Origin of the sequence: Candidatus Binatus sp. (assembly GCF_030646925.1) — a bacterium.
Lineage (GTDB): Bacteria > Desulfobacterota > Binatia > Binatales > Binataceae > Binatus.
The window spans coordinates 1-25,294 of the sequence record NZ_JAUSKL010000032.1; the positions used below are offsets into that span (position 1 = coordinate 1).

Sequence of the window (25,294 nt, forward strand, 5' to 3'; positions counted from 1 at the left end):
ATTTCATGAAGGGGCGCGACGCCGTCGGCAGCGGAACTCTTCAAGCGCGCATGATCTTCGATCTCGTCGCGCCGATGTTTCTCCTCGGGCTAATCATTATCGCTGCACGCCGCACGATCGGCCGCGGCACAGCTTTGATACTTGCGATAGTCGGCGCGGAGTTCCTCTTCTATGGCGTTCTGAGTCCGACGGCGTGGGGCCACAATTTTCTCGAGATGATGCCGTTCGTCGCGATCGTCGCGGGCATCGGCGCGATGCGAATGATCGACGCGATTCGCCATCTGATCACTGCGGAGCAGCATCGGCGCTCAGATTGGATCGCGCTCGGCGGCGGCGCATCGTTGATAATCGTTTGCCTCGCGTGGGCGACGCCGCTGATCAATCAAAGCTGGCTGCATGGCAGTGTGTACGGCTTTGGATTCATTCCAAAGGCAGAAATTTCCCAGCTCGCCGCCGCGATCAGGAAGTTCAGCGGCCCCGGCGACGACGTGATTGCGCCGTCATTCCTTTGTTTCGAGGCCAATCGCCCCGAACTGATTCGTTTCCCGGAGACCTACGGCGTTTACCGCGAGGCTCGCGACGAATTCCATCGCGACGGATTCTTCGCCGCCCGCCGGCGACTCGGCAGCGCGAACTTCTTCTCGCTGATCGCCGACACTTCGCATTTCTGGAGCGATGAGATGCGCGTCGCGATCGTCGCCGGCAAGGTGCCGGTTGTCATCAACGATTCGCCGATTCAGTTGCTGCCGCTGGTGTCGATCCCCGAGCAATTTCTCGCCGCCAACGGCTATCAAATGATGCTGGTGACCGATCACTACCGCGTCTGGCGGCGCGCCACAGAGGCCTCGAATGCGAAGTGACCGCGCTTACTTCAGCAGCAGACGGCGGGTCGAGAGCGGATTGTAAACGTGCAGGAATGAGAACGCCGCGATCGTCAGCGCGTGCATGATTCCCGCCGACGCGATCAGCCCCGGAATGTCGCTCATCGGAATCAGCGCGACTTCCGTTTCCTCGGCCCCGAGCGATTCCGGCTGCCCGACGTTGCGTAAATCCTCGGCCAGGAACGAGTAGCACACGTTGCCCTGGATCGCTGGATTCGGGTGCACCTTGCCGAGCTCGATTATATTGTCGGCGTCGAAGCCGGTCTCTTCGATCATCTCGCGCCGCGCCGCGTGCATCGGCGTCAGGTCCTCGGGATCGACCATCCCGCCCGGCACTTCGAGGGTGAACTCCGAGATACCGTGGCGCCACTGCCGGATCATCACGACTTCGCCCGCCGCCGTCATCGGAATGATATTCACCCAGTTGGGCGCGTGGAGAATGAAGAAATCGCGCTCGCCGCGATGCGGATGCCCGGAGCGCCGGCGATGCAAATCGAACACCGGCGTCTTGTACACCGCATCCGTACTAAGCGTTTTCCACTTGTGCGCCAATGAACTTCAGTCGCGCCTCAGAACAGCCGCGCGTACTCGATGGCCGGGCATCGATCCATCACCACCGTGAGTCCTGCCTCCTGTGCGCGGCGCGCCGCCGCCGGATGAATCACGTCGAGCTGGCACCAGAGAATCTTTGCGCCCTTCGCGATCGCCTGCTCGGCGACCTCCGGCACAAATTCCGATCGTCGAAACACATCGACCATCTGCACCGGCTCGGGTATCGACGCCAGATCGGGATAGCAGGTTTCCCCGAGTTCGCCTTTGAGCGCGTCGGCTCCGAGTTGCGGATTAACCGGTATCACCTTGAAGCCGCGGCGCTTCAGCAGCTTTGCGATGCGCAATGAATCGCGCGCCGGATTGTCGGAGCATCCTACCACCGCGACCGTGGCCGGATTTGCCAGGATGCTGCGGATTTCCGAATCGGGTGGATTGCTGAATTCCATGGCGCGGCTCGCGCTAATCCTCGAACAGGCGCTCGATGATGATGGGTATCAGCCGATGGATTTCCTCGCGGCATTCGGCGAACACCACGTCGCCCTTCTCATAGGGATCTTCGATGTCGCCGGCCTCCCGCGCAAACGAGCGCAGCGTAAATACGGGCCGCGCGTTCGCTGCCGGAAATCGCTCGACCAGCTCACGCGCCTGCTGCTCGGTCATCGCGATGACTAAATCGCACTCCTCGAGCAACTCGGGATGCCGCTTCAAGTCGGTCGAGGTCGCCTCATCGCCGAGATCGATTCCGACGTCGCGCAGCGCCATCCGCGTATCGAGCGAGACCAGCGCGCCATCGCGCGCATACGGCGCGATTCCCGCCGATGTGATGCGCACGTGATGATCGACGCCGCGATTCGTAAGCTCGCGGCGCAGGATATGTTCCGCCATCACGCTGCGCGCCGTGTTGGCCGCGCAGATGAACAGCAGGGAACGAAAGCGCGGCCCATCGGGAGCCGCGCCATTCGATTTGTTCTCGTTCGCCAAGGTCTTAGACGTTCCCGCCCATCACCTCGCCCATGCTCTCTTTCTTGGTGACGCCCTTGGCGAGTTCTTCCTTCAGCTTCGCGCCGAGTTCCGCCGGCTCCCACATCGAGCCCTTCTTCGAAATCTTGCCGCCGGTATGCCATCCCTTCATCAGCCACACGTTGCCCATCCCGACGCGGAACACCTCGCCGTGGACGTCCTTCGCATCGTCGCTCGAGAGCCACGCCACCAGCGGCGCGACGTGAGCGGGCGTGAACGGATCCCATTCGCCCTGCTTCACCTGGCCCATCCCAGCCGCGGTTTGCGGGGTCGCATCGACGGTGAGCCGCGTGCGCGCGACCGGCGCGATCGCGTTGGCCGTCACGCCATAACGGCTCATCTCGCGATCGACGATAATCGCCATCGACGCCACCGCCGCCTTCGCCGACCCGTAATTGCTCTGGCCCGCGTTGCCGAGGAGGCCCGAGTCGGAGCTGGTGTTAATCAGCCGGCCGTTCAGGACGTTGCCGGCTTTGTGCTGTTCGCGCCAGTAGGAGCACGCGTGGCGCGCGACGTTGAAGCTGCCCCTCAGATGGACCCCGACCACCGCGTCCCAATCTTCTTCGCTCATGTTGAAGATCATGCGGTCGCGCAGGATGCCCGCGTTGTTCACCACGATATTCAGCTTGCCGAAGTTGTCGATCGCGCAATCGATGATGCGCTTGGCGGACTTGAAATCCGTCACGCTCTCGAAATTCGCGACCGCCTCGCCGCCGGCCGAACGAATCTCCTTGACCACGTCTTCCGCCGGCGAGCGCGATTGTCCGGTACCGTCGAAATGCCCGCCGAGATCGTTGATCACGACCTTGGCGCCGTGCTTCGCGAGCAGCAGCGCCTCTTCTCGTCCGATACCCCGGCCGGCGCCGGTGATTGCCGCAACCTTTCCCTCAAGTAGTGCCATCTGGTTAGTTCCTCTTTGCTTTTTTGCTGGGATTTGGATTCTCTGCTTGCTGTGCGATTTCGCCCGGTCCTACCACGTCGAAATCTTCCTTGGGTTCGAGCAGCGACGTGTCAATGTGGGCCGGAAGTTCATAGATCAGGTCGATAGTCATGCGCGACTTGTCGTCGTCGCTGGGGAACATCGTGATACTGCCGGGACGGCCTTCGATATGAAAATCGCACGACCAGGTTTTGCGCGCCGGCATGATGAGCGTCGAGGTGATGTGAAAATTGGCCTTCTTCAACTCTTCCTTGTAAAATGCGACCAGCGGGTTCAACTGCGCATCGGTGCTGAACACGATTTCGCGCATCGCCCCCTTCGGCTTGCGCACATGCTCGACCTTTGCGCCGGGATAGATCGGCATCGTCTTGTACAGATCTGGCGGCAGCTCCTTGCTCGCTTCGTCGGTCGCGCGATGCGGTATCGGCTCGGGCGGCGCGACCGGCGCTGAAGTCGGCGCGGCCTTGCAAGCAAAAATCGCGAGCAGGCAAAGGGCCAGGGCGCAGCGCCAGCTTCGGCGCCTGGAAATGACGGGAGCCTGCTCCGCCTCGACGAATTGCTTCACGCTGGATTGAACCGGACCTGCTGCGTAGTTCAAAGAATTGATTTACCCGAAATGTTTTGACCGAACGGCGGCAACTTCCGGCAAGTTCTGGATAGACTTGGACGGCAGAGAAGTCAAGGCGGTGCCGCATACACCGAGGTGAGAGACTGACTTGAAGTATTGGCGAAATTGGATGACGCTAGAGATCAGCAGAGGGACGCAGCACCACGTTCGAGATAGCGACAAATATTTTTCTCGCATCTTCATCTCGTGTCATACGGCTGCTAATCTGTGATCGGGTGGTCGAGGTTTGCGCTCCAGCGGTTCGTCTTCGCCACCGAATTTCACCGACTCTTGACAAATACTTCTCATTGTTGCATTCAGACTTTCCGCGCCATCTAGACGCCCTTGGTCTATTTCCGGCTGGTGGGATGTTGGAAAAATGGTGCTTTACGAGCGCGGCCGGTGCAAGGGAGAGTTCAAAAAAGGATTGCTTGGGGCAGTAGGTAAAAGGTTCGAGCGGGACCTTGGTTTCTCCGCTCACTCAATTTCAAAACCGAGAGGATAAGAGATGCAAAGCAATTTTGGTGTTCTGGGCATGATTCAGCAGGGCTATTACGCAACCTATCCCTTGCTGTTCATTTCGGTCGTGTGCCTCGCGATCATTTTCGAGCGTATCTGGGCGCTGTGGGGCGTCGGACCCAAGACTGCGAAACTCGCCGACGCGCTCATTCCGCAACTCCGCCAGGGCAAGTTCAACGAGGCGCTGCAGGCCACCCAGGCTCGCGGCACCGCCGCCGAGCGGATCTTTCACACCCTGATCTCAGGCGCGCAGACGATGGACCGCGATCATCTGCTCGAGCTCGATGACGAACGCCGCTATCAGGAAGGCCTCGAGTTCAAGCGCTACATCTGGGTGCTTGCGACCGCGGGCGCATCGGCCCCGTTCATCGGACTGTTCGGCACGGTCGTCGGTATTCTTGTGGCGTTCCAGTCGATGGCGATCATGGGCACCGGTGGTTTCTCGGTCGTCGCCGCCGGTATCTCGGAAGCATTGATCGCGACGGCGCTCGGCCTCGCGGTCGCGATCGTCGCGGTTATTTTCTACAACTACTTTTCAGTCAAAGTCGAAAACATCAGCGCCGTCCAGCACATCAATGACGACCGGCTGATCGACGCGGCGCTCCAGGGGAGACAGACTCGTGGCAATTAGCGGACCGCATCAGGGCGGTGGTGGTGGCGTTTTCGCCGACATCAATATCACGCCGCTGACGGATATCTTCCTCGTCTTGCTGATCATCTTCATGGTGACCACATCGGTCACTATCGAGTCGGCGGCACACGTCGATTTGCCGAACGCGACCAACACCAATCCCGAGAACAAGGGCGTGATCATCACTTACAGCGCGCAGCATGAGCTGTTCGTGAACTCGAAGGACGTTCCCGAGCGCGAACTGTTGCCGACCTTGCGGGACGCGCTGGGCCAGGGGGACGCGAAAGTCGTGGTGTTCCAGGGCGATCGCAAGGTGCTGCTGGGCGACATGGTGCGCATCCTGAACATCTCCAAGGCCGCCGGCGCCACCCAGATCGCGATCGCCGCCAAACGGGCCACTGGCGCTCAAATGGCCAACCAGGCCTCGAGTGGATCGTGATTAGATTGAATTTAAGAGCTGAGCCTGAGACTGCAGCGCCCAGAGGTATTTGCCGATGGCAATGATGAAAAAGGCGAAGGGTGGCGGAGCGGTGTTCGCCGATATCAATATCACCCCTCTGACCGACATTTTCCTCGTGCTGTTGATCATCTTCATGGTGACCACGGCCGTCACGATCGAATCCGCCGCCCACGTCGATCTGCCCAAGGCCGAAGCGCCGACCACCGACATCAAGCCCAAAGGCATCGTCGTCACCTACACCTCGGACCACACGATCATGGTGAACGACAAGGGCGTCACGGAAGCGGAATTGGTTCCAACGCTGCACACCGCACTGCAGAACTCGACCGATAAAATAGTAGTGTTCCAGGGCGACCCAAAGGTTATACTGGGAGACATGGTGCGGATTCTCGATCTCGCCAAATCGGCGGGCGCCGAGGCGATCGCAATCGCGGTGTCTCAGTTGCCTCCCGGTGGCGGCGGCGGAGCCCCCAGTGGCGGAGCGTGAGAGATTTGTTTTTAGGCGGCGCTTGCATGGGAGCGCGATTTTTGGGGTTTGCTAAAGGGATCTCGGCCTCGGCCGGCTTACACGCGGCCTGCGCGGGGAGAACACTTAAAATATGATCGCAGCAATTGTAATTCTGCTTGTCCTCTCGACTTTCGTCGTCGCCTTCATCTTCTACCGGATCCTCGCGAAGAGGGAACGCGAAGCTGAAGTTCATCGCGAAGAGGACGAGGCCGATGCGACTCGGCTTCAATCGCTCAAGGATGCGCTCGGGCTGCTGATCGGGCCGTTCCCGCTATCCGTCGCACTGCACGTAATCGCGCTGTTGTTCCTGATCATCACGGTGCACGAACAGCGCGGGCGTGAACTGATCATGGTCAACCTCGAAGCCGGCGGTGGCGGCGGCGGCGGCAACGAGATGCAGGATCTCGACATGCCGGAAGTGCCGATGCCCGACACGCAGCAACAAATGGAGGCGCCGACCGCGGTCGATACTTCGCAAGCGGTCGGCCTGGCTAACGACTATGTCCGCGCGGCCGGCGGCGGCGGTATCGGAATCGGCCGTGGCGGCGGTATGGGCTCTGGCTACGGCCACGGGGTGGGCAGCGGCTTCGGCGGGTTCATCGGCGAGTTGCGCCGCAAAGGACTTGACGTGGTGCTGGTGATCGACGGCACCGGCTCGATGAAACTGATCATCGACGACGTCAAAGCCAAGATGGGCCAGCTAGTTCAGGCGATCCATCGGCTGGTTCCGATCGCGCGCGTCGGTATCGTCGTGTTCGGCGGCAAGGGCGAGAAGATGAGCATCCAGCCGCTCACGCTGTCGCCACAGAAGATGACCGACTTCCTGAGCAGCATCCAGGCGCTCGGCGGCGGTGAATGGGAAGAGGACACTTTCGGCGCGGTCGAGACCGCGATCGACAAGATGGACTGGAAGCCGTACGCGAAAAAGGTGGTTGTGCTGGTCGGCGATTCGCCGCCTAAAAAGGACGACTTCGGACCGCTGCTCGCAATGATTCGCAAGTTCAAGGGCGAGAACGGCACCTTCAACACGGTCGATGTCGCAGCCGAAGAGCATGAGCGCTTCGAGCGCGAGTTCTGGCTGAAGGTTCATCGCGAAGAACCGCCCAAGATTTCACCGTTGCCCGAGTTCTATCGGCAAACGCAAGCCGCCTACAAAGTTCTGGCGGTGGCCGGTGGCGGCTCGATGAAATCGCTGACGAAGGACTCGCACATCAACCAGCAGGTGCTGATCCTCGCGTTTGGCGAGCAGTGGCAGTCGCAGGTTGCGGCCTTTGGTCGCGGACTCGCGGGTGGCAGCGGCAGCCAATAGGCCGATAAATATTTCTATCGCGTCCGTCGTCTAGTATGATGAGGACGTGATGAAACACAGCAAAGCAGCGAGCGCGGTCGCATTGGCGGCCGCGCTTTTCCTTTCCGCTCTCGCCCCTTTTGCGAACGCCGTCGATCTGCGCCACGCGCGAGCGCAAAAAGATCTCACTCCCGCCGTTCAGCAGTCCCTGCAGGACATGCTTTCCGATGTAGCCGAGCCGTACTTCGTCGCCGAAGGCGAGAAGAAGGCCAAGAATCAGAAGTACCTCGACCTGCAGCAAAAGTTCGAATATCTGCCCAACTATGGGCCTCACAATTCGCTGGTCGTGAGCTGCAAGATGGGCGGCGTCGAGTACGACCCGACCAAGCCCGGCACCAGTAAGGGCGCTCCGACCGGCATTCTCAAGTACCTGGTCTTCACCTATGCCCTGCAGAAGGGCAAGTGGGTATCCGTCGCCAAGCCCAAGTGGGAAGAGCAGGATCTCGGTCCCGAAGGCCGCAAGAAGATGACCGAGGGGATGCAGCGCGGCGAGGCTCGCAAAGCTGCGATGGAAAAATCGCAAAAATCTCATGCGGCTGCCGCGGCCGCCGCTGCCGCAGCACAAAAGGCCGCCGACCAGCACTGACCTCGATGCGTTCTGCTTCAGCTATCTTGCGGATGACGCCAGATCGGCCGTGTGATTGCGATCGACGCGGCTGTGATATCGCCCGTAGGTGAAGTAGATCACAAGCCCAATACCCATCCACACGAAGAAGCGAATCCACGTCACCATCGGCAAGCTCGCCATCAGGTAGAGGCAGAAGAACATCCCGAGAATCGGCACCAGCGGCACCAGCGGCGTGTGGAACGGCCGCTTAAGATTCGGCTCGACGTTGCGCAAAATCCAGACCCCGGCGCATACCAGCACGAACGCGAACAGCGTGCCGATATTCGTCAGCTCCGCGATTTCCTGGATCGGCAGCAGCGCCGCCGTGATTCCCACTGCGATTCCGGTCAGCGTCGTCGGGATGTACGGCGTGCGATAGCGCGGATGAACCTTGCTGAACGCGGGCGGCAGCAATCCGTCGCGCGAGATCGCGAAAAATATCCGCGATTGTCCGAGCAGCAGCACCAGCAGCACCGACGTTAGTCCCGCCACCGCGCCCAGCGAGATGAAACCTGAGAGCGCATGCATCCCGCGCTGCACGAAGGCCGACGCGAGCGGCGCGTTCACGTCGATCAGATGCGCCGGCACCATCCCGGTCAGCACCCCAGCCACCAGGATATATAGCGCAGTGCAAACGAAGAGCGACGCCATGATGCCGCGCGGCAAATCGCGATTCGGCTCGATCACTTCTTCCGCCGCCGTCGAGACTGCGTCGAATCCGATGTACGCGAAAAATATCACCGCCGCGCCTTTCATCACGCCGCTCCATCCCATCGGCGCAAACGGAGTCCAGTTCGCGGGTCGCACGAAAAACATCCCGACCACGATCACCGCGCCGATCACTGTCAGCTTGATTCCCACGATGATCGAATTTAGCCGCGCGCTCTCCGAAATGCCGATGTACAAGACGCCCGTGATGAGCATCACGATCAGGAACGCAGGCAGGTCGATGATGGCGCCCGGAACCGAGCCCGGCGCATGCGTCAATGCGACCGGCAGATGTATCCCCACGCCCTCCAGGATCACGCGCAGGTACCCCGACCATCCGACTGCGACCGCCGCCGCGCCGACCGCGTACTCGAGCACCAGGTCCCAGCCGATAATCCATCCGACCAGTTCGCCCATCGTCGCGTATGAGTACGAATACGCGCTGCCGGCGACCGGAATCATCGCGGCGAACTCCGCGTAACACAGCGCCGCCATCGCGCACGCAAATCCCGACACGATGAACGAGATCACGATCGCCGGGCCCGCGTATCTCGCCGCCGCCACGCCCGTCAGCACGAAGATGCCCGCGCCGACGATCGCGCCGATACCCAGCGCCGTCAGGTCAAGTGCCCCGAGCGCCCGCTTGAGTCCCTCGGTCGAGCGCGCATCCGCCTCCGCCATCAACGCCGCGGCCGGCTTGCGCCGAAAAATCTGTGCTCTAAGCCCGGTCTCTTGCTTCATCCCCGCTCACTTCGATACGCGCCGACCGCACGAAATCTAAACGACCGACACGCGCGCACTTCACCACGCCTGATATCCGCCGTCCACGCTTAGGAGGGTGCCCGTAACGTAGCTTGACGCGGGGCTCGCAAGGAAGATCACCGCGCCGCGAATTTCTTCCGGCGTTCCGAGGCGCTTCATCGGCGTGAACGTTTCCATCCGTTCCCTGTTCGCCGATTTCGCGATACCGCCCTCGGTCGCCTCGGTGGGAATCCAGCCGGGCGCGATCGCGTTCACCAGAATGTTGTAGCCGGCCCATTCGACCGCAAGTTGCCGCGTGAGATTTGCCAACGCTGCCTTGGTCGCCGCGTATGCCGACAGCCGGTAGATCGCGCTCGCGACGGTGGCGTAAATCGACGCCATGTTGATGATCCTGCCGGGCTGCTTAGTTTCGATCAGCCGCGACGCGACGCGCTGCGAGAGCATCATCGGCGCCGTCAGGTTCACCGCGATCGCGTTATCCCAATCCTCGCGCTTGAATCGCTCGGCGCGCCCGGTCGGCGATACGCCCGCATTGTTCACCAGGATGTCGATATCGCCGAGTGCCGCAGTCGCGTCCGCCATCACGCGATCCAGGTCCGCGTCGATCGTGACATCGGCGCCGATTCCGATCGTCTTGACGCCGTGGGACTTGGCCAATTCCTTCGCCAGCGCCACGACCCGGTCTCCGCGGCGCGCAATCAGGGCGACGTCCGCGCCCGCGAGCGCGAGCGCCTTGGCGCATTCCACCCCGAGTCCCGACGACGCACCGGTGACCAGCGCGCGATGCCCCCGTAGTGAGAACAGCGATTCGAGCGAATCCATATTTTGCAACCTGCGTGTGTAAGCTTATTTCAGTCGCCGAAGACTTCGCCGGCCGCCTGCGCCGCGATGGCGACCGTGCGATCGATGTCGGCGCGCGCGACTCCATGATGAGTCACGGCGCGAAATGAGGTCGCCTCCCGCGGCGAGATCAGCACGCCGCGCTCTTTCATCGCAGCAGCGAATCGCCGCGCAACTTGTCCGTCGCCATCGACGTCGAAGACGACCATGTTGGTGCGGTTCGCGACCGACCGCACGTTCAATCCCGCGACCAGCGCGAGTCCCTGCGCGAGCGCGCGCGCATTCTGATGATCCTCGACGAGGCGATCGATCATCGTATCCAGCGCCACGATTCCGGCCGCCGCGATTATCCCCGCCTGCCGCATTCCGCCGCCGAGCATCTTGCGCGCGCGATGAGCCCGCGCGATGAAATCCTTACTGCCGCAGAGGATCGATCCGATCGGGCACGCGAGTCCCTTCGACAGGCAAAACGAAACCGTATCCGCGACGCTCGCGATTTCTTTGGCGCTGGTTTCGAGCGCGATTGCCGCGTTGAAAATGCGCGCGCCGTCGAGATGCAGCGGGAGTCCGCGCCGATGCGCCGCCTCGGCCACTTCCGCCATGTGCGACAGCTTGACCGGCGCGCCGCCGCATCGATTGTGCGTGTTTTCGAGCACCACCAGCGACGGCTGCGCGAAGTGGTCGTCGTTCGGCGTGCCAAGCTCGCGGTGAAGCTCGCCGAGATCGAGTTCGCCACTTTCGGCGTTGTGAATCGGCGTGAGCACGATACCGCCGAGCGCCGACGCGCCGCCCGCTTCGTACAGATTGGTGTGCGATTCCGCCCCGACGATCGCCTTGGCGCCGCGCGCGCAATGCGCCAGCATCGCGATCAGGTTGCCCATCGTGCCGCTCGGCACCAGCAACGCGGCCTCCTTGCCCATCAGTGCCGCCGCCATCCGCTCGAGCCGGTTGACGGTTGGATCCTCGCCATAGACGTCGTCGCCCAACTCGGCGCGCGCGATCGCGTCGCGCATTGCGGGCGTCGGCAGAGAGACGGTGTCGCTGCGCAGATCGATCAAATCAAATTTACTCATCAATCAGGTTGCCGCCGCGAATGCGGGATGCGGCCGCGGGATTCATTCACGCGGTCATTGTCCCGGCGGATAGAGCGTCTGGAAACTGCCGGCCGCGATATCGGCTACCTCGACCGAGTTCTGCGTCGTGTCCGAGAAGTAGAGCTGCTTGCCGTCGCTGCTGAGCGCGCATCCCGAGCCGATATGGCCGTTAACCTGCGTCACGGTGCTGACTTCGTTGGTGGCCAGAACTATTTTTCGCACCGCGTGATTGTCGGCGTCGAGCACGAAGAGGTTCGTCCCGTCGGTGCACATCGCGCCCGGATTGTTGAACTGCGCCTTGTCGCCCGGGCCGTTCGCGTCGCCCGCTTCACCGGTGCCCGCCACCAGGCTGGTCTCCAGTGACGAGATATCGATCTTGCGAATCTGGTCGTTGCCGGTATCCGAAACATAGATGTTCTTGGTGTCCACTGCGACGCCGCGCGGCCCGCTGAACTGCGACTTGGTCTGGTTGCCGTCGGCCTTGCCCGCAGTCCCCGGCTGCCCGCCGACCGTCTTGACCGCCATGTCGGGCAGGTTGATGCGCCGAATCGTGCTGTTGCCGCTATCGGCGACGAATAGCGATTTGCCGTCGGTCGAGATCTGCGTCGGCAGATTGAAGTGCGCGGCGGACCCCTTGGCGTCCTCGGTGCCGGCGATATTTGCTTCGCCCGCGATCGTCGAGACCGTCTTGGTCGCGACGTTTATTTTGCGGATGTCCGAATTGTTGGTGTCGCAGAGATACAAATCCTGGCCGATCATCGTCATCCCGTCGGGACTCTTGAAACGCGCCGCTTCGCCGATTCCGTTGTTGCTGCCCGATTCAAAGGTTTTGCCGGCGAGCAGGCTGATCGAGCGCGAGGCGAGGTCGATCTGATTGATCGTGTTGTTGCGGCTGCTGGCGACGTAAACCGATCGCCCGTCCACCGAGAGCCCGGCCGGAAAATCGAGCCGCGGCCCGGTCTGCGATTGCATCCCGCTTAGTTCCTGCGCGAACGCGGGGCCGCCGGCGCCAACCATCGCGAGCATCGCGCCCGCCGCCACCATCATTTTGTAAGTTGCGGAAACTTTCATGTGCGACCTCTTTGTTCGGAATGACCGGCCGATGATGCGTATCGATCCGCAACTCATGGAAAGATCGCTTTTACCACTTCGTCGATTGCGCGCTTGCTGTCCGCCTCATCCGTCAGCGACCACGTCACCGCGACCGTCGCCGCGCGCCGCGGCGTGATTCCCTGCACGATCAGCTCGCCCGCGTAAATCAGTAGCCGCGTCGAAACGCCTTCTTCCAGTCCCGACGCTTTCAGATGCCGCACTTTCTCGCCGAGCACCGCAAGCTGCATCGCCATGTCGAGATCGATTCCCGCCTCGTGCGCGATGATCTCGACTTCCTTGTCCGCCGGCGGATAGGTGAATTCGATCGTGACGAAGCGCTGGCGCGTCGAATGCTTCAGGTTCTTCTGGATGCTCTGATAGCCGGGGTTGTACGAAATCACCAGCAGGAATCCCGTGTGCGCCTCGATCGTCTCGCCGCGCTTTTCGATCGGCAGGATCCGGCGATGGTCCGACAGCGGATGGATCAGCACCGTCGTGTCCTTGCGCGCCTCGACCACTTCGTCGAGGTAGCAGATAGCGCCGCGCCGCACCGCCTGCGTCAGCGGTCCATCGACCCACACCGTCTCGTCGGCCTGGATCAGGAACCTGCCGACCAGATCGCTGCCCGTTAGATCTTCGTGGCAAGCGACCGTGATCAACTCGGTCGGTCCGTCCGGCATCGAGGCGAGCTGATGCGCCATGTGCTCGACGAAGCGCGTCTTGCCGCAACCGGTTGGTCCCTTCAGGAGGAGCGGCAGGCGCGCCTTGTACGCGGCGGTGAATATTTCCACTTCATCGCCGATCGGCAGATAAAACGGGGCCGAGGCCGGGTCGAGATGCTTGACCTCGGGCCCTTCAACCCGAAGCCGTGTATCGAACTTCTTTAATTCAATCCCCATCGGTACCTTCTGGCGGACGATTGGTAATGTCTCGGCGCGATTCTAAGAGAGTATGGCCAAATCATTCAAGGCAAATGCGCGCCTCGATTGATCATTCAGCGCAATTCAGATCCGGCGCGGACGATACTCGGTGGCGCCGTCGCGATTGTCCTTGACCTCGTAGCCCATCGTCTCGAGTTGTTTCCGGAGTTCGTCCGACCGTTTGAAATTTCTCGAGCGCCGCGCCTCGGCGCGTTCATCGATCAGCGCCTGCGCCTCCGGCGAAATCGTCGCGCCCAGCGCCATCTCACGATAATGGCCCAACTGAAGGCCCAGCACCGCATCGAACGTCAGCAGCGTCGGCCACCCGCCGAAATCCTGGCGCCGATATGATTCCGCAACCAGATCGAGCGCCACCGCCAGCGCCTGCGGCGTATTCAGATCGTTGTCGAGCGCGTCGTGAAAGCGTTCGTAGTGAGTTTCCGCCCCGCCCGGAGTCTCCGCTCCCGGTGCGGCCGCCTCAGCCGGGACGTTGCGCGCGAATTCGCGAAAATAATCCAGGTTGCCCTGCGCCGCGCGCAGTCCCTCGTCGCTCAAAATCAGCTCCGAGCGATACTTCGCGCCGAAGCAAAAAAGTCGAAACGCGAGCGGATCGATTCCAGCGCCCGGCAAATCGCTCAGCAGCGGGAACTTGCCCGCGCTCTTGCTGATCTTCGCGCCTTCCTTCCCCACCAGGAACGCGCTGTGAACGAAGTACCGCGCGAACGGCTTGCGCGTCGCGCTTTCGGACTGCGCGATCTCGTTCTCATGATGAATCGGGATGTGATCCATCCCGCCGGTGTGGATATCGATCGTCTCGCCGAGGTACTTCATCGCCATCGCCGAGCACTCGATATGCCAGCCCGGATAACCCGGTCCCCACGGCGTCGGCCATTGCAAAATGTGATGCGGCTGGTCGAGCATCCACAGCGCAAAATCGTGCGGACTGCGCTTGTCGCGCGAATGATCGAGCCGATTCGCCGCGTGCTGCTCGTCGAGACTCTGCCGCGAGAGCCTGCCAAAGCGATTCTCGCCGCGGTAGCGCTCGACGTCGAAGTACACGCCGCTCTTCGTCACGTAGGCGAAGCCCGCGTCGATGATCCGGCCGATGAGCGCGATCATCTCGGCGATGTGGTCCGTCGCACGCGAGAAAAGCTCCGGCCGCTCCATCCCCAGCCGATCCCAATCAGCGAGAAAAAGCTCCGTGTAATGATTCGCCACTTCCAGCGGCGACTTGCCCTCGGCGCGCGCCGTCTTTTCGATCTTGTCCTCACCGTCGTCCTGGTCGGACGTCATGTGGCCGACGTCGGTGATATTCATGATTTGGCGAACGCGATAGCCGTCGAACTTGAGCGCGCGTTTCAGAAAATCCCAGTTCAGGAAGGTGCGGAAATTGCCGAGATGCTGTGGCAGATACACCGTCGGCCCGCACGAATAGAGCGTGACCTCCGGCGGATTTTGCGGGCTGAATTCCTCGACCGAACGGCTCAGCGTATTGAAGATATGAAACGGCATCGCAGGGCGAATAGTGAGTTTACCCCGCCCCCCCAACCTCGAACAACCCGCATACTCGGCTAGCAACTGTCCGAGTCACTGATCCTAAGTTCCAGGAGGTTGTTCTGGTTTGGGCAATGATGTAAGTGGACCACCGAACGCAGCACACCAGCTTGCTCCGCATCGAGACGCTGGGCTGGTGAATTTCCTCTATGTGAATACCACCTCAGCGAGGAATATCATTGTCGGTCACAAAAGGCAGGCCACGACCACCATTAACAAAGCGATTGCAGCTGTCTGTATTCCGCCGGGACCGCTGGATTTGCCGATGGTGCAATCGCCCAGTCATCTTCGCGGCGGCAATGAGATTACTAGAGCGGGAAATGAGAAAATCTGGCAGGACCGAACCCTTGGCCTATTACCACGCCCACGCCACTCGTGATGGTGCTCCGTTGCTCGATGAACTGTGGGCCGTAATTGATCACGTCAATGCTTTTTCCGCTGGCGGTCTCAACACTGAAGAAAATCTCGCGACAGCCTGCAACAAATGCAATGGTCGAAAAAGCTCCGCGCCTTTAGACAAATGGGGTAAGCGTTATCTGCGTAAGGCGGTCAAAGGAAAGTACGGAGAACCGCAACATTGGGACGGGCTATCTGGGTTGTTCGTCATTCTGGCACAGCGCGATCCTGTTGGACTTACTGCGTCCGAGAAAATATGGCTCAGGGAACTTACAACGCTCACTTCTTAGGGAAACCGCTGACTCAGACGAACAAACTCGAAACGCCGATCGTGCTCACTTTCTGGGAACGACTCGGCGGAACGGATACCTGAAATGACCACCGATGAGCGCATCGCGATTGTAAAAGCGCTTGAGCAGGCGCCGTTCTCGAAGGTGCTCGGACTCAAGGTCGAGCACGCGCGCGACGGCGAGGCGATCGCGCGGATGCCCGCCGACGCGTCGCTGCTGAATCCCGGCGGACCGCAGGCGCCCATCCACGGCGGCGCGATCGCCACCCTAGCCGACTTCGCCGCCTGCGCCGCAGTATGGAGCCTGCCCGAGACCGTCACTTCCGCCACCATCTCGATGACCATCAACTACACCGGCCCCGGCGTGCAAACCGATCTCGTCGCGCGCGCCCGCGTCCGCCGCAAAGGCAAGCGGATCGCAAGCCTGACCGTCGAAGTCACCGACGCCCGCGGCGCGCTCATCGCCGACGCGCTGATCACCTACAAGATCGCTTAGTTTCCCCTCCCGTTTCGCTTACACTGAATTGGTCTTATCGAACGGGGAAGTTCTGAACATGAGAATACGCTTAGCTCGCGTCGCGTCGCCCGCATCCGCCACTTTTCTCGCGCTTCAATTGATCGTGCTGACGATCCTGCTGATTTCGCACGTCGCTTCGGCCGCGCAACTGCCGGAAACCGTGATCCGATCCTTCGGTACCGGGCCGGGCGGCACTACATGCACCTCCAGCGTCGATGGCGCAGTGCCCAAAGGTTCGCTGACCTTCGCCAACGGCTTTCTCTTTGGCCGCACCACCACCACGACCGCGAGCACGCCCGGCGACGGCATCATTTTTCATGTCGATCCCGACGGCAACGGCTACGACATCGATCACGTTTTCACTGGCGCGAAGCCCGACGGCAACAATCCGCGTCACAGCGCGATGACGCTCGACGGCATGGTCCTGTACGGCACCACGCTGATTGGCGGCAAGCACGACAACGGCACGATCTTCAGCATCAAGGACGACGGCAGCAGTTACTCGGGACCGCTGCTCGATTTCCAAGCCAGCAGCGCCGGCAACAATGGCGATCAGCCGCACAGTTGCTTCGCGCTCAACAGCGCAAGCGGCCTGCTCTACGGTATGACCTCGCAGGGAGGAACGCACGGCGGCGCCACCGGCGACGGCACTATCTTTTCCTTCGATCCTTCAACGAGCGCCTACACCAGGCTGTTCTCCTTCGACGGAACCAAGCGCGGCGCCGATCCGCACGGTGAGCCGATTCTCGATCCCAACGGCGCCACGCTCTACGGCATGACGCGCGAGGGCGGCAAGAAAAACGTCGGCGTGATCTTTTCGTACAACACCGCGAGCAATGCCTTCAAAACCCTGCACAGCTTCACCTGCCCGAAGAACGCGGTGCCAGGTTGCATCTCGAAGAAAGATGGCGCCTCGCCCGATCATGGCAACCTCGTGCAATCGGGCGGCACGCTCTATGGCCTCACGACCTTTGGCGGCAAATTCGGCGCGGGAGTGGCGTTTTCGATCCTGACCACCGGCAAGAAGTTCAAGGTGCTGCACAGTTTCGGCAAGGCCGGCAGCAACGACGGGCAGCATCCGTACGGCTCGCTGCTGCTAGTGGGCACGACGCTCTACGGCACCACGCGCGACGGCGGTAAACTCAACCTGGGCACCGCTTTCCAGATCAATACGGACGGTAGCGCCTTCGCGCGAATCCACGATTTCTCCGGCAAGCCTGACGGCGCGAATCCGATCGACAACGTGATCCTGGTTGGCGGCTCGCTCTATGGGATGACGACGGTCGGCGGCAAATGCGACTTCGGCGCGATCTTCGCGATCCAGTTGCCGTAGCAACCCGCCATGTCTGCGACGCTCGAAATGATCCGCCGCGCCGCCGCGCCGCACGGACTCAATCTAGTCGGCGCGGTCTCAGTCGCGCGCTACGATTCCGCCGTGAAGGAAGTCTCACGCGCCGGCGCGATCGATCCCGCGGCGCGTTCGATCGCGATCGTCGGCAACGGCGGCGGCGCATTGTGGCGCGCGTTCCAACGCCACCTCGAGCGACACCCCGGATGGTTCCAGCGCGAGAATCCGCTCGACGATTTCACGCGCGAGGTGATCGAGCGCGACGTCGCGACTGCGCTGCGCGGCGCGGGCTTGCGATGCACGATCATTTACCCGTTCATGAGCAGCGGCCCGACGCTGAATTTTATCGAGCTTGCGAAAATCGCCGGCATTGCGGGACCGAGCATCCTCGGCGTCGCGGTGCATCCTGTGTACGGACCGTGGATCGCATTTCGCGGCGCAATCCTGCTCAATGAGGTAATCGATTCACCCGGCGAGGCCGCCGGTTTCGATCCCTGTCCGCGATGCACTGTGCGCAGCTGCATTCCGGCCTGTCCAGTGGGCGCAATCAGCGTTGCGGCTGGATGGGATATCCCGGAGTGCCTGACTCATCGTGTCGAAGTCGAGCCCGATTGCGCGCCGCGATGCCACGCGCGGGCCGGATGTGTCCTTGGCCCCGAGCATCGCTACCCGGACGACGAACTCGCGTATCACCAGATGCGCTCGCTGCGTGCGATGCGCCCGTACTACGAGACGCACCTCAAGCCCTCGTGTAAAGTCTGATCGGGCTCTCAGGGTTCGACGTACTCGCAAATGCTGGTCGGGGCAGGAATGGGCAGGCCATCCTCGCGAAGCCCTTCGATATGGAATCGTATTGCCTCGCGGATGTTGGATTCGGTTTCTTTGACGGTCGCGCCGGTGGCGACGCATCCAGGCAAATCAGGTACGTATGCTGAAAAATTGCGCCGGGCTTTTTCTATGACGATCGCATAGCGCATCGTTAATCTACCTCGAGTTGTGCCTGCTTGAAGATACTGTTCTTCGTGCCGGGCGCAAGATCGTCAGACGGCTTGCCGGCTACCGTAACCCGACCCAACTTCACGGGATGTTTGAATTGCCGGTGACTTCCGCGAGTAGCCACCGAGTACCAACCATCCTTTTGCAGCAACTTGATCGCCTCGCGGACTTTCACCGATGAGCCAACAGATCAGGATCGCAACTTGCGCGCGACGTCCTTCGCAAAATAAGTCAGGATCAAATCGGCGCCCGCCCGCTTGATCGACGTCAGCACCTCGAGCGTTGCTCGCTCTTCGTCGATCCATCCGTTGATACCGGCCGCGCGGATCATCGAGTACTCGCCCGAAACATTGTACGCCGCCACCGGCGCGTTGAATTCATGCTTCACGCGCCAGATCAGATCGAGATACGGCAGCGCCGGCTTCACCATCACGATATCCGCGCCTTCCTCCAAATCGAGCGCAACCTCGCGCATCGCCTCGTTCCCGTTCGGCGGATCCATCTGGTACGAGCGCCGATCGCCGAACTTCGGCGCTGATTCCGCGGCCTCGCGAAACGGCCCGTAAAATGCCGACGCAAACTTGGCCGAGTACGCCATGATCGCGACCTGGCTGAAGCCATTCTGATCGAGCGCGCCTCGAATCGCGCCGACCCGCCCGTCCATCATGTCCGACGGCGCGACGATATCCGCGCCTGCCCGCGCATGCGAAAGCGCCTCGCGCACCAGCAGTTCGAGACTCGCGTCGTTATCAACGTCATTGCCGACGATCGCGCCGCAGTGCCCGTGGTCAGTGTACTCGCACATGCAGACGTCGGTGATCACCGCGAGCCCGGGCACGCGCTCCTTGATCTCGCGAATCGCACGCTGCACTTCGCCGTTGTCGTTCCACGCTTCCGTGCCGCGCGCGTCCTTGCGCTCCGGGATGCCGAACAGGATCACCGCCGGCACGCCCGCGTCCCACGTCTCGCGCGCCTCGATCACGATATTGTCGACCGACATCTGCGCGACGCCCGGCATCGAGCCGATTTTATTTTTCACGCCGCGCCCCGGGCATACGAACATCGGCAAAATAAAATCGTCGGGCGCAAGGCGTGTCTCCCGCACCATCCTGCGAATCGTTTCAGTGCGCCTGAGCCGCCGCGGCCGATTGAGTGGGAATGCCATGATGCTACGCGTCCTCTGTTCGAGCGAAAATTCCGCGCGATTCTATCGCGCCATTACATGATACCGCGCGATTCGATTGCGCGATTATATAATGACGCCTGCGATTAAGAACCCCCGCCCGCGACGACCGCCTCGCGCTCGAAATATTCCTGAATCGCGGAAATCAGCTCCGCGATAGTGTACTCGGCCGGCGTGACGACGACCTCGAAGCCCTTGCGCCGCGCCGTCTCCGCGGTGATCGGTCCGATCGCCGCCGCCTTAAGCCCCTTCGCCGCGGCGCCAATCAGCTTGCAAAAATTGATGACCGTGCTGGAACTCGTGAACGTCACCAAATCGATTCCGCGCGACGCGATCAGCTCGCGCATCCGCTCGACCTGCACGCCCTTCGGCTTGATCGTTCGGTAAGCGGGCGCGATAACCACTTCGCGTGCGCCCGCCTCGCGCAGAAGTTCGGGCAATGCTTCGCGCGCGACTTCGGCGCGCGGTATCAGGAATCGTTTGCCGCGAATCCGCTTGATACCGATCGCATCGATGATTGCTTCGGCGCGATACTCGCCTGGAATCGCCGCGACCTGCAGGCCATAGTTCGCGAGTCGCTCCGCCGTCGCTGGACCGATCGCCGCGATCGAAGCCTGGCCGATACTGCGGATGTCGCGGCCGAGTGATCGCAATCGCGCAGTGAACGCCTCAACACCGGTCGCGCTGGTGAAAACGATCCAGTCGAAAGATCCGACGCGCGCAATCGCGGCGTCGAGTCGCTGATAACTCTTCGGTGGAACTGTTTCGATCGTCGGAAATTCAAAAACCTCCGCGCCCAGATGCCGCAACTCCGCCGCGAACTGCGGCGTGTTCGCTTGCGCCCGCGTGATGACAATCGCGCGGCCGAAAAGCGCCGTCTGCTCGACCCATCGCAACCGCTCGCGCAGCCCCGCGCATTCCCCGACCACGATCACCGCGGGCGACTTGAGTCCTGCGCGCGCGCACTCGTCCGCCAGCGTCGCGAGCGTCGCCGCGACGGTCTTTTGCGCCGCGGTCGTAGCCGACTCTATCGCGACGGCCGGAGTTTCACTGCTCAACCCCGCGCGGCTGAGTCTCGCGAGCGTCGCGCGCATTCGCGCCGTCGCCATCAGGATCACGATCGTGCCGCGCGACTGTGCCGCCGCCGCGAGTTCGTCCCACGGGATCGCCGAGCGTGCGCCTTTGTTTTCATCCTCGTGCCCGGTGACGAACACGACGAAGGAGCCATGCTCGCGATGCGTCAGCGGGATTCCCGCGAACGCCGCCGCCGCGATCGCCGACGTGACCCCCGGCACAACTTCGAACGGCACCTGCGCGCGCGCGAGCGCTTCGGCCTCTTCACCGCCGCGGCCAAAGATAAACGGATCGCCGCCCTTGAGCCTCACGACCACGCGGCCCTTCTGCGCGTGCTCGATCAGCATCCGGTTCAATTCGGCTTGCGGAAAAGATTTTTCGGCGCCGCTTTTTTTGCCAGCGTAGATCAACTCAGCACTGGACGGCGCGAGCTTGAGCAATTCGGAATTGACCAGGTGATCGTAAATCACGACGTCGGCGCGGCTCAGCACGTCGCGGCCGCGAAGTGCGATCAAATCGGGAGCGCCGGGTCCTGCGCCGACCAGGAACACCCTGCCGCTGCGTTCATTCATCGGGAAGCAGTTCGGCGCCGCCGCGCGCGAGAATTTTCTCCGCCAGTCGCTCCCCCGCACTAGCGGCCGCCGCCGGCGCCAGGTCGGTATCGACTTCCTCTTCGAGCGATTCGGACAACTCGCGCGAGCCGTCGGGACTGAACAGGATCGCATCAAGAGAAAGCTTGCTTCCCGCGATCGACGCTTTCACGCCGACCGGCGTCGTGCACGACGCTCCGAGCGCCGCGAGGAATCCGCGCTCCGCAGCGGTCTCGTAAAACGCGCGCGAATCGTTGATCGCAGTCAGCGCGCGATCGAGTTCCGATATCGCGCCGGCCCGACGTTCCGCCAGCGTTTCGATCGCGAGCGCGCCTTGCCCTCCGCACGGAATGAAATCGCGGCTCGGCAACTCGACGAAGTTCACATCGCCGATTCGTCCGAGCCGCTTCAGTCCCGCTATTGCGACGATGATCGCGTCAAGTTCTCCTTCGGCCACTCGTTTCAGACGCGTATCGACGTTGCCGCGCAGCAGTACGACCTCGATCGATCGATTGATCCTGAGCGCCTGGAAGCGCCGCCGCAGCGACGACGTGCCCAAACGCGCGCCGGGCTTGAGCGCCGCGAGTGCGACGCCTTCGCGGGTGACGAGCACGTCGGCGGTATTCTCGCGATTCGGCACCGCCGCGATTCTGAACTGCTCCGGCGATTCTGCGGGCAGATCTTTCATCGAGTGTATCGCGAGATCGATCGATCGATCCGCGAGCGCCTGCTCGAGTTCCTTGATGAAGAGTCCCTTGCCGCCGACCTGCGCGAGCGACGCCGTCGTCATCTTGTCGCCGCTGGTGCGAATCTCGACAATTTCAATTTGAGTGCTGCGCATCGCCTGCGCGAGCTTTTGTTTGACGATCTCTGCTTGGGCCAGCGCCAGTTTGCTCGGCCTCGAACCGATCCTGATTTTCGAGGGCATCTGCGTTCAGCGCGCCGCGCGCTCAATCTTCGGCGAAGTCGTCGCCGGTATCGTCGTCGTCCTGGTCATCGGCGTCGAGTTCGGCGCATAGCAAACGCCGCGCGATCTCGGCCGCAAAGCCGGCGTCGAGCGCCTTGTCGTCGCGCTGCTTGAGACCCGAGAGAATGCGATGCAGCAATTTGTTGGTGAGGCCGCGCGTCAACGATTCGACTCGCTCGCGCTCGCCGGCGTCGAGACCCGCGAGCCATCCGCGATGCCGCCCCAACTCCGCGTCGCGCAAACGCTCGATACTGTAGCGGATGTCCTTGATCGTCGGAATCAGATCGAGGCCCGCCATCCATTTGAGAAACGATTCGAGTTCCAGTTCGACGATTTCCTCCGCCTTCTCCGCCTCGCGTCCGCGATCGCCGAGCGAGCGCTGCACCACCGCGCCGAGATCGTCGATGTCATACAGATAGACGTTCTGCATCGCGTTCAGCCGTTCGTCGAAATTGCGCGGCACGCCCATGTCGATCAGGAACATCGGACGATAGCGGCGCTCGCGAACTACCGACTCGAATTCCTCGGGACCGAGCACCGGTTTCGTCGATGCGACCGAACCGATCAGCACGTCCACCATCTTCAGATACGGCTTGTAGTTGTCGTACGGCACTGCCGTACCGCCAAGTTCGCGCGCGAGCGCGACTGCCCGGTCAAACGTGCGCGACGTGATCAGCAGCGACTCGATACCGAGTCCCTTGAGCTGGCGCGCGGTCAACTCCGCCATCTTGCCCGCGCCCATCAGCATCACGGTCTTGTCCGACAGCCGATCGAAAATCTGGCCCGCCAAACTCACTGCCGCGGAGCTTACCGACACCGAGCCGTGGCCGATCAGCGTGCCTTTGCGCACGCGCTTGGCGACCGAAAATGCTTTGTGAAACGCGCGATGCAACACCAGCCCGACAGTTCCGGCCTCCGCCGCTTGCGCATAGGCCGATTTGAGCTGGCCCAAAATCTGCGGCTCGCCGACGACCATCGAATCGAGGCTCGCGCCGACGCGAAACATATGACGCGCCGCGTCGCGGCCGCCGAAGCTGTACACCGCGCTGGCGAAGGCATCTTCCTCGACGTTGCGATCGCGTGCCAAAAATTCTAGCGTCGCGCGCGATGCCCGAGCGACGTCGCTCGCCACGCCCACCACCTCGACGCGATTGCAGGTCGAGACCAGCGCGGCTTCCGCTACGACCGGCGACGCTTCGCGCAACCGCCGCAACGCCGCGGGAATCTCTTCGTCGGCATACGCGAGCCGCTCGCGCACCGCGACAGCCGCAGTGCGATGACTAACGCCGACGACAAATAAAGTCTGGTCCATCTCAGCCGAAACTTCCGCCATGCTTGCCGGGAAAAATCAGATTAACACCGACGAACGATCCCACTAACACGGTGAACAGCACGATCGTGAGCGCCGCCGCGCGCCGCCCGCGCCATCCCACCGTGAGCCGCGACTCGAGCAGCCCCGCGTAGAGTATCCAAATCACCAGCGACCACGATTCCTTGGGCTCCCACGACCAGAAATGCCCCCACGTCGCGTCGGCCCAAATCGCGCCGCTCAGGATCGCCAAACTCAACATTATGAAGCCCCATCCGAGCAGTCGATAGTTGATGCGATCGAGCTTTTCGAGGCTCGGGGCGCCTTCGTTGGCAGGGCCGATCGCGCGCTTGGATTTCAGGCGCGATTCATACGCGAGGTACACGATACTCACGCTCGCCGCCAGCACGAACATCGTGTAGCCGAGGATCGCGAGCGTCACGTGGATCGGCAGCCACACGCTCTGGAGCGGCGCCGGCAACACGATTCGGCCGGCTTTCATCGTGAGCGATGCGGCGCCGAGCGCGATCGTTACCGCAGGCGCGACGAACGCACCGATCACGGCCATCCTGAGCCGCACTATCATCAGCAATCCCGCGAGCGCCGTCAGCCACGCGAGGAACGACAGCGCCTGCGCGAAATTCGTCACCGGGATGTTGCCTGCTTGCAGGCCGCGCGCGGTCAGGTCAAGCGCGTGGAAAACCGCGCCGATCCCGAGCATCGCAACCGCGTAGCCCGTCGCCCGTGTTTTGCCCGACGTGCGCTCGAAGACGAACATCGACGCCGAGATTGCGTAACACGTGATCGCCGGCATCAGCCAGAATGTTTCCATTGCCACTAGCGCGAGGCGCTCAGTCCATTCGACAGAGCGAGCGATTCGGCGTCGATTCCGAGCGTCCCGAGCGAAACTCCGTCACCAAGACAGGCCGCCACGATTCGTTCGACAAAAGACAGGTCGTGATGACGCAGCGCGTCCGGCAGTTCCGATTCGGCCAGCGCTTTCAGCCGCCGCGACCGCTCACCCAGTTCAATCCTTTGCGATCGCAGATGATTGCGCGCGGCTCGCAGGATTCGCAACGCATGCCCGTACTCGTCACCGAATTGCTCTTCAAGCTGGCGCCGGAGCCTTGCCACGAAGGCGGGCGAAGCGCCACCCGTCGAGATCGCGATTTGCAGCGCGCCTTGCTTCACGATCGCGGGCGCGATGAAGTCGCAGAGCTCCGGCACGTCGGCGACATTCAGCAAGATACCGAGTTCGCGCGCTTCGGCCGCCAGCTCGCGATTGAGAGCCGAATCGTCGGTCGCCGCATACACCAGCGCGCATCCCGCCATGTCGCCGCGACGATACGGTCGTGCGATATGCGCGATCTCCCGCCGCTTGAACATCGCGTCGAGCGTATCGTTAAGGCGCGCGCAGACGACTGTCACCGTCGCATCGGCGTCGAGCAGAGATTCGGCCTTGCGCGCGGCGACCTCGCCGCCGCCCACGACGATACATTTGCGTCCCGTGACGTCGAGAAATATCGGCAGGTATCCCATGAAACCATCGCGATTTTATTACATGATGGCGTAGCGAGACAGC

General features: G+C 61.9%; 29 protein-coding genes. 10 read left to right on the forward strand and 19 right to left on the reverse strand.

From position 1 onward, the window contains the following. Nucleotides 1-860, forward strand: an 860-nt coding sequence (locus tag Q7S58_RS05165; protein WP_304821533.1) for a hypothetical protein, incomplete at its 5' end; no start/stop codon positions are given. 6 nt (nucleotides 861-866) lie between these two features. Here the strand turns inward: Q7S58_RS05165 and Q7S58_RS05170 are convergent. The 5 genes from Q7S58_RS05170 to Q7S58_RS05190 are packed head-to-tail and all read right to left on the reverse strand — an operon-like array spanning nucleotide 867 to nucleotide 3,991. Next, nucleotides 867-1,433, reverse strand: coding sequence for an NUDIX hydrolase (locus Q7S58_RS05170; protein ID WP_304821535.1), 567 nt, complete (start codon nucleotides 1,431-1,433; stop codon nucleotides 867-869). Between the two features lie 17 nt (nucleotides 1,434-1,450). Next, complete coding sequence (locus Q7S58_RS05175) at nucleotides 1,451-1,879, reverse strand: CoA-binding protein (RefSeq protein ID WP_304821537.1); 429 nt, start codon at nucleotides 1,877-1,879, stop codon at nucleotides 1,451-1,453. A gap of 13 nt (nucleotides 1,880-1,892) precedes the next feature. Then, nucleotides 1,893-2,414 carry a hypothetical protein gene (locus tag Q7S58_RS05180; RefSeq protein ID WP_304821539.1) on the reverse strand — a complete coding sequence of 174 codons (522 nt, stop codon included), beginning with the start codon at nucleotides 2,412-2,414 and terminating at the stop codon, nucleotides 1,893-1,895. 4 nt (nucleotides 2,415-2,418) lie between these two features. Further along, nucleotides 2,419-3,354 (reverse strand): SDR family oxidoreductase, encoded by a 936-nt coding sequence (locus tag Q7S58_RS05185; RefSeq protein WP_304821541.1) that lies wholly within the window; start codon nucleotides 3,352-3,354, stop codon nucleotides 2,419-2,421. 4 nt (nucleotides 3,355-3,358) lie between these two features. Beyond that, nucleotides 3,359-3,991, reverse strand: a complete 633-nt coding sequence (locus Q7S58_RS05190) for a hypothetical protein (protein WP_304821543.1) — start codon at nucleotides 3,989-3,991, stop codon at nucleotides 3,359-3,361. Between the two features lie 517 nt (nucleotides 3,992-4,508). Here Q7S58_RS05190 and Q7S58_RS05195 point away from each other — a divergent pair. The 5 genes from Q7S58_RS05195 to Q7S58_RS05215 all read left to right on the forward strand — a co-directional run bounded on the left by Q7S58_RS05195 (nucleotide 4,509) and on the right by Q7S58_RS05215 (nucleotide 8,052). Further along, nucleotides 4,509-5,150 (forward strand): MotA/TolQ/ExbB proton channel family protein, encoded by a 642-nt coding sequence (locus Q7S58_RS05195; RefSeq protein ID WP_304821545.1) that lies wholly within the window; start codon nucleotides 4,509-4,511, stop codon nucleotides 5,148-5,150. Continuing rightward, nucleotides 5,140-5,589, forward strand: coding sequence for a biopolymer transporter ExbD (locus Q7S58_RS05200; RefSeq protein WP_304821547.1), 450 nt, complete (start codon nucleotides 5,140-5,142; stop codon nucleotides 5,587-5,589). The genes Q7S58_RS05195 and Q7S58_RS05200 overlap by 11 nt, the downstream gene beginning before the upstream one ends. A 55-nt stretch (nucleotides 5,590-5,644) precedes the next feature. Continuing rightward, a complete protein-coding gene (locus tag Q7S58_RS05205; protein WP_304821548.1) occupies nucleotides 5,645-6,097 on the forward strand; it encodes a biopolymer transporter ExbD in 453 nt (150 codons plus the stop codon). Between the two features lie 112 nt (nucleotides 6,098-6,209). Further along, the gene (locus tag Q7S58_RS05210) at nucleotides 6,210-7,427 is read left to right on the forward strand and encodes a vWA domain-containing protein (RefSeq protein WP_304821550.1); all 1,218 of its coding nucleotides are present in this window, start codon (nucleotides 6,210-6,212) and stop codon (nucleotides 7,425-7,427) included. 49 nt (nucleotides 7,428-7,476) lie between these two features. After that, nucleotides 7,477-8,052, forward strand: a complete 576-nt coding sequence (locus tag Q7S58_RS05215) for a hypothetical protein (RefSeq protein ID WP_304821552.1) — start codon at nucleotides 7,477-7,479, stop codon at nucleotides 8,050-8,052. 21 nt (nucleotides 8,053-8,073) lie between these two features. Here Q7S58_RS05215 and Q7S58_RS05220 read toward each other — a convergent pair whose 3' ends face one another. From Q7S58_RS05220 to cysS, 6 genes are all read right to left on the reverse strand, one after another. Next, complete coding sequence (locus Q7S58_RS05220) at nucleotides 8,074-9,522, reverse strand: amino acid permease (protein ID WP_304821554.1); 1,449 nt, start codon at nucleotides 9,520-9,522, stop codon at nucleotides 8,074-8,076. 60 nt (nucleotides 9,523-9,582) lie between these two features. Continuing rightward, nucleotides 9,583-10,365, reverse strand: a complete 783-nt coding sequence (locus tag Q7S58_RS05225) for an SDR family NAD(P)-dependent oxidoreductase (protein ID WP_304821556.1) — start codon at nucleotides 10,363-10,365, stop codon at nucleotides 9,583-9,585. Between the two features lie 29 nt (nucleotides 10,366-10,394). Next, nucleotides 10,395-11,456, reverse strand: a complete 1,062-nt coding sequence (gene ltaE / locus Q7S58_RS05230; RefSeq protein ID WP_304821558.1) for a low-specificity L-threonine aldolase — start codon at nucleotides 11,454-11,456, stop codon at nucleotides 10,395-10,397. Nucleotides 11,457-11,510: 54 nt separating this feature from the next. After that, the gene (locus tag Q7S58_RS05235; RefSeq protein WP_304821560.1) at nucleotides 11,511-12,548 is read right to left on the reverse strand and encodes a hypothetical protein; all 1,038 of its coding nucleotides are present in this window, start codon (nucleotides 12,546-12,548) and stop codon (nucleotides 11,511-11,513) included. Between the two features lie 53 nt (nucleotides 12,549-12,601). After that, on the reverse strand, nucleotides 12,602-13,468 hold the full coding sequence (locus Q7S58_RS05240) for a CbbQ/NirQ/NorQ/GpvN family protein (RefSeq protein WP_304821562.1): 867 nt from the start codon (nucleotides 13,466-13,468) through the stop codon (nucleotides 12,602-12,604). Between the two features lie 105 nt (nucleotides 13,469-13,573). Beyond that, complete coding sequence (gene cysS, locus Q7S58_RS05245) at nucleotides 13,574-15,001, reverse strand: cysteine--tRNA ligase (RefSeq protein WP_304821564.1); 1,428 nt, start codon at nucleotides 14,999-15,001, stop codon at nucleotides 13,574-13,576. 389 nt (nucleotides 15,002-15,390) lie between these two features. Between cysS and Q7S58_RS05250 the strand changes: the two genes are divergently transcribed. The 4 genes from Q7S58_RS05250 to Q7S58_RS05265 all read left to right on the forward strand — a co-directional run bounded on the left by Q7S58_RS05250 (nucleotide 15,391) and on the right by Q7S58_RS05265 (nucleotide 18,355). Further along, entirely contained in the window at nucleotides 15,391-15,729 is a 339-nt protein-coding gene (locus Q7S58_RS05250) for an HNH endonuclease (protein WP_304821566.1), read from the forward strand. Nucleotides 15,730-15,813: 84 nt separating this feature from the next. Continuing rightward, nucleotides 15,814-16,224 (forward strand): PaaI family thioesterase, encoded by a 411-nt coding sequence (locus Q7S58_RS05255; RefSeq protein WP_304821568.1) that lies wholly within the window; start codon nucleotides 15,814-15,816, stop codon nucleotides 16,222-16,224. A gap of 58 nt (nucleotides 16,225-16,282) precedes the next feature. After that, a complete protein-coding gene (locus Q7S58_RS05260) occupies nucleotides 16,283-17,578 on the forward strand; it encodes a choice-of-anchor tandem repeat GloVer-containing protein (RefSeq protein ID WP_304821570.1) in 1,296 nt (431 codons plus the stop codon). Nucleotides 17,579-17,587: 9 nt separating this feature from the next. After that, nucleotides 17,588-18,355 carry a hypothetical protein gene (locus tag Q7S58_RS05265; protein WP_304821573.1) on the forward strand — a complete coding sequence of 256 codons (768 nt, stop codon included), beginning with the start codon at nucleotides 17,588-17,590 and terminating at the stop codon, nucleotides 18,353-18,355. Between the two features lie 8 nt (nucleotides 18,356-18,363). Here Q7S58_RS05265 and Q7S58_RS05270 read toward each other — a convergent pair whose 3' ends face one another. The 8 genes from Q7S58_RS05270 to Q7S58_RS05305 all read right to left on the reverse strand — a co-directional run bounded on the left by Q7S58_RS05270 (nucleotide 18,364) and on the right by Q7S58_RS05305 (nucleotide 25,251). Continuing rightward, complete coding sequence (locus tag Q7S58_RS05270) at nucleotides 18,364-18,570, reverse strand: type II toxin-antitoxin system HicB family antitoxin (protein ID WP_304821575.1); 207 nt, start codon at nucleotides 18,568-18,570, stop codon at nucleotides 18,364-18,366. Between the two features lie 2 nt (nucleotides 18,571-18,572). Further along, nucleotides 18,573-18,764, reverse strand: a complete 192-nt coding sequence (locus tag Q7S58_RS05275; protein ID WP_304821577.1) for a type II toxin-antitoxin system HicA family toxin — start codon at nucleotides 18,762-18,764, stop codon at nucleotides 18,573-18,575. Between the two features lie 15 nt (nucleotides 18,765-18,779). Further along, entirely contained in the window at nucleotides 18,780-19,754 is a 975-nt protein-coding gene (gene hemB, locus Q7S58_RS05280) for a porphobilinogen synthase (protein WP_304821579.1), read from the reverse strand. Nucleotides 19,755-19,858: 104 nt separating this feature from the next. Then, nucleotides 19,859-21,418, reverse strand: a complete 1,560-nt coding sequence (cobA, locus tag Q7S58_RS05285) for a uroporphyrinogen-III C-methyltransferase (protein ID WP_304821581.1) — start codon at nucleotides 21,416-21,418, stop codon at nucleotides 19,859-19,861. Next, entirely contained in the window at nucleotides 21,411-22,364 is a 954-nt protein-coding gene (gene hemC / locus Q7S58_RS05290; RefSeq protein WP_304821583.1) for a hydroxymethylbilane synthase, read from the reverse strand. Before hemC ends, cobA begins: the two co-directional genes overlap by 8 nt. A 22-nt stretch (nucleotides 22,365-22,386) precedes the next feature. Continuing rightward, complete coding sequence (gene hemA / locus Q7S58_RS05295; protein WP_304821585.1) at nucleotides 22,387-23,715, reverse strand: glutamyl-tRNA reductase; 1,329 nt, start codon at nucleotides 23,713-23,715, stop codon at nucleotides 22,387-22,389. Between the two features lies 1 nt (nucleotide 23,716). Further along, the gene (gene ccsB / locus Q7S58_RS05300; RefSeq protein WP_304821587.1) at nucleotides 23,717-24,544 is read right to left on the reverse strand and encodes a c-type cytochrome biogenesis protein CcsB; all 828 of its coding nucleotides are present in this window, start codon (nucleotides 24,542-24,544) and stop codon (nucleotides 23,717-23,719) included. 5 nt (nucleotides 24,545-24,549) lie between these two features. After that, complete coding sequence (locus tag Q7S58_RS05305; protein ID WP_304821589.1) at nucleotides 24,550-25,251, reverse strand: bifunctional precorrin-2 dehydrogenase/sirohydrochlorin ferrochelatase; 702 nt, start codon at nucleotides 25,249-25,251, stop codon at nucleotides 24,550-24,552. Nucleotides 25,252-25,294: the final 43 nt, after the last annotated feature.

Excerpts from the sequence above, each read along its gene's own strand:
- ltaE (WP_304821558.1), bottom strand. The coding sequence starts at position 11,456 with ATGAGTAAATTTGATTTGATCGATCTGCGCAGCGACACCGTCTCTCTG.
- Q7S58_RS05185 (WP_304821541.1), bottom strand. The coding sequence starts at position 3,354 with ATGGCACTACTTGAGGGAAAGGTTGCGGCAATCACCGGCGCCGGCCGG.
- hemB (WP_304821579.1), bottom strand. The coding sequence starts at position 19,754 with ATGGCATTCCCACTCAATCGGCCGCGGCGGCTCAGGCGCACTGAAACG.
- Q7S58_RS05195 (WP_304821545.1), top strand. The coding sequence starts at position 4,509 with ATGCAAAGCAATTTTGGTGTTCTGGGCATGATTCAGCAGGGCTATTAC.
- Q7S58_RS05205 (WP_304821548.1), top strand. The coding sequence starts at position 5,645 with ATGGCAATGATGAAAAAGGCGAAGGGTGGCGGAGCGGTGTTCGCCGAT.
- Q7S58_RS05270 (WP_304821575.1), bottom strand. The coding sequence starts at position 18,570 with ATGCGCTATGCGATCGTCATAGAAAAAGCCCGGCGCAATTTTTCAGCA.
- Q7S58_RS05220 (WP_304821554.1), bottom strand. The coding sequence starts at position 9,522 with ATGAAGCAAGAGACCGGGCTTAGAGCACAGATTTTTCGGCGCAAGCCG.
- Q7S58_RS05215 (WP_304821552.1), top strand. The coding sequence starts at position 7,477 with ATGAAACACAGCAAAGCAGCGAGCGCGGTCGCATTGGCGGCCGCGCTT.
- Q7S58_RS05240 (WP_304821562.1), bottom strand. The coding sequence starts at position 13,468 with ATGGGGATTGAATTAAAGAAGTTCGATACACGGCTTCGGGTTGAAGGG.
- Q7S58_RS05265 (WP_304821573.1), top strand. The coding sequence starts at position 17,588 with ATGTCTGCGACGCTCGAAATGATCCGCCGCGCCGCCGCGCCGCACGGA.
- ccsB (WP_304821587.1), bottom strand. The coding sequence starts at position 24,544 with ATGGAAACATTCTGGCTGATGCCGGCGATCACGTGTTACGCAATCTCG.
- Q7S58_RS05260 (WP_304821570.1), top strand. The coding sequence starts at position 16,283 with ATGAGAATACGCTTAGCTCGCGTCGCGTCGCCCGCATCCGCCACTTTT.
- cysS (WP_304821564.1), bottom strand. The coding sequence starts at position 15,001 with ATGCCGTTTCATATCTTCAATACGCTGAGCCGTTCGGTCGAGGAATTC.
- Q7S58_RS05210 (WP_304821550.1), top strand. The coding sequence starts at position 6,210 with ATGATCGCAGCAATTGTAATTCTGCTTGTCCTCTCGACTTTCGTCGTC.
- cobA (WP_304821581.1), bottom strand. The coding sequence starts at position 21,418 with ATGAATGAACGCAGCGGCAGGGTGTTCCTGGTCGGCGCAGGACCCGGC.
- Q7S58_RS05175 (WP_304821537.1), bottom strand. The coding sequence starts at position 1,879 with ATGGAATTCAGCAATCCACCCGATTCGGAAATCCGCAGCATCCTGGCA.
- Q7S58_RS05235 (WP_304821560.1), bottom strand. The coding sequence starts at position 12,548 with ATGAAAGTTTCCGCAACTTACAAAATGATGGTGGCGGCGGGCGCGATG.
- Q7S58_RS05225 (WP_304821556.1), bottom strand. The coding sequence starts at position 10,365 with ATGGATTCGCTCGAATCGCTGTTCTCACTACGGGGGCATCGCGCGCTG.
- Q7S58_RS05305 (WP_304821589.1), bottom strand. The coding sequence starts at position 25,251 with ATGGGATACCTGCCGATATTTCTCGACGTCACGGGACGCAAATGTATC.
- hemC (WP_304821583.1), bottom strand. The coding sequence starts at position 22,364 with ATGCCCTCGAAAATCAGGATCGGTTCGAGGCCGAGCAAACTGGCGCTG.
- Q7S58_RS05255 (WP_304821568.1), top strand. The coding sequence starts at position 15,814 with ATGACCACCGATGAGCGCATCGCGATTGTAAAAGCGCTTGAGCAGGCG.
- hemA (WP_304821585.1), bottom strand. The coding sequence starts at position 23,715 with ATGGACCAGACTTTATTTGTCGTCGGCGTTAGTCATCGCACTGCGGCT.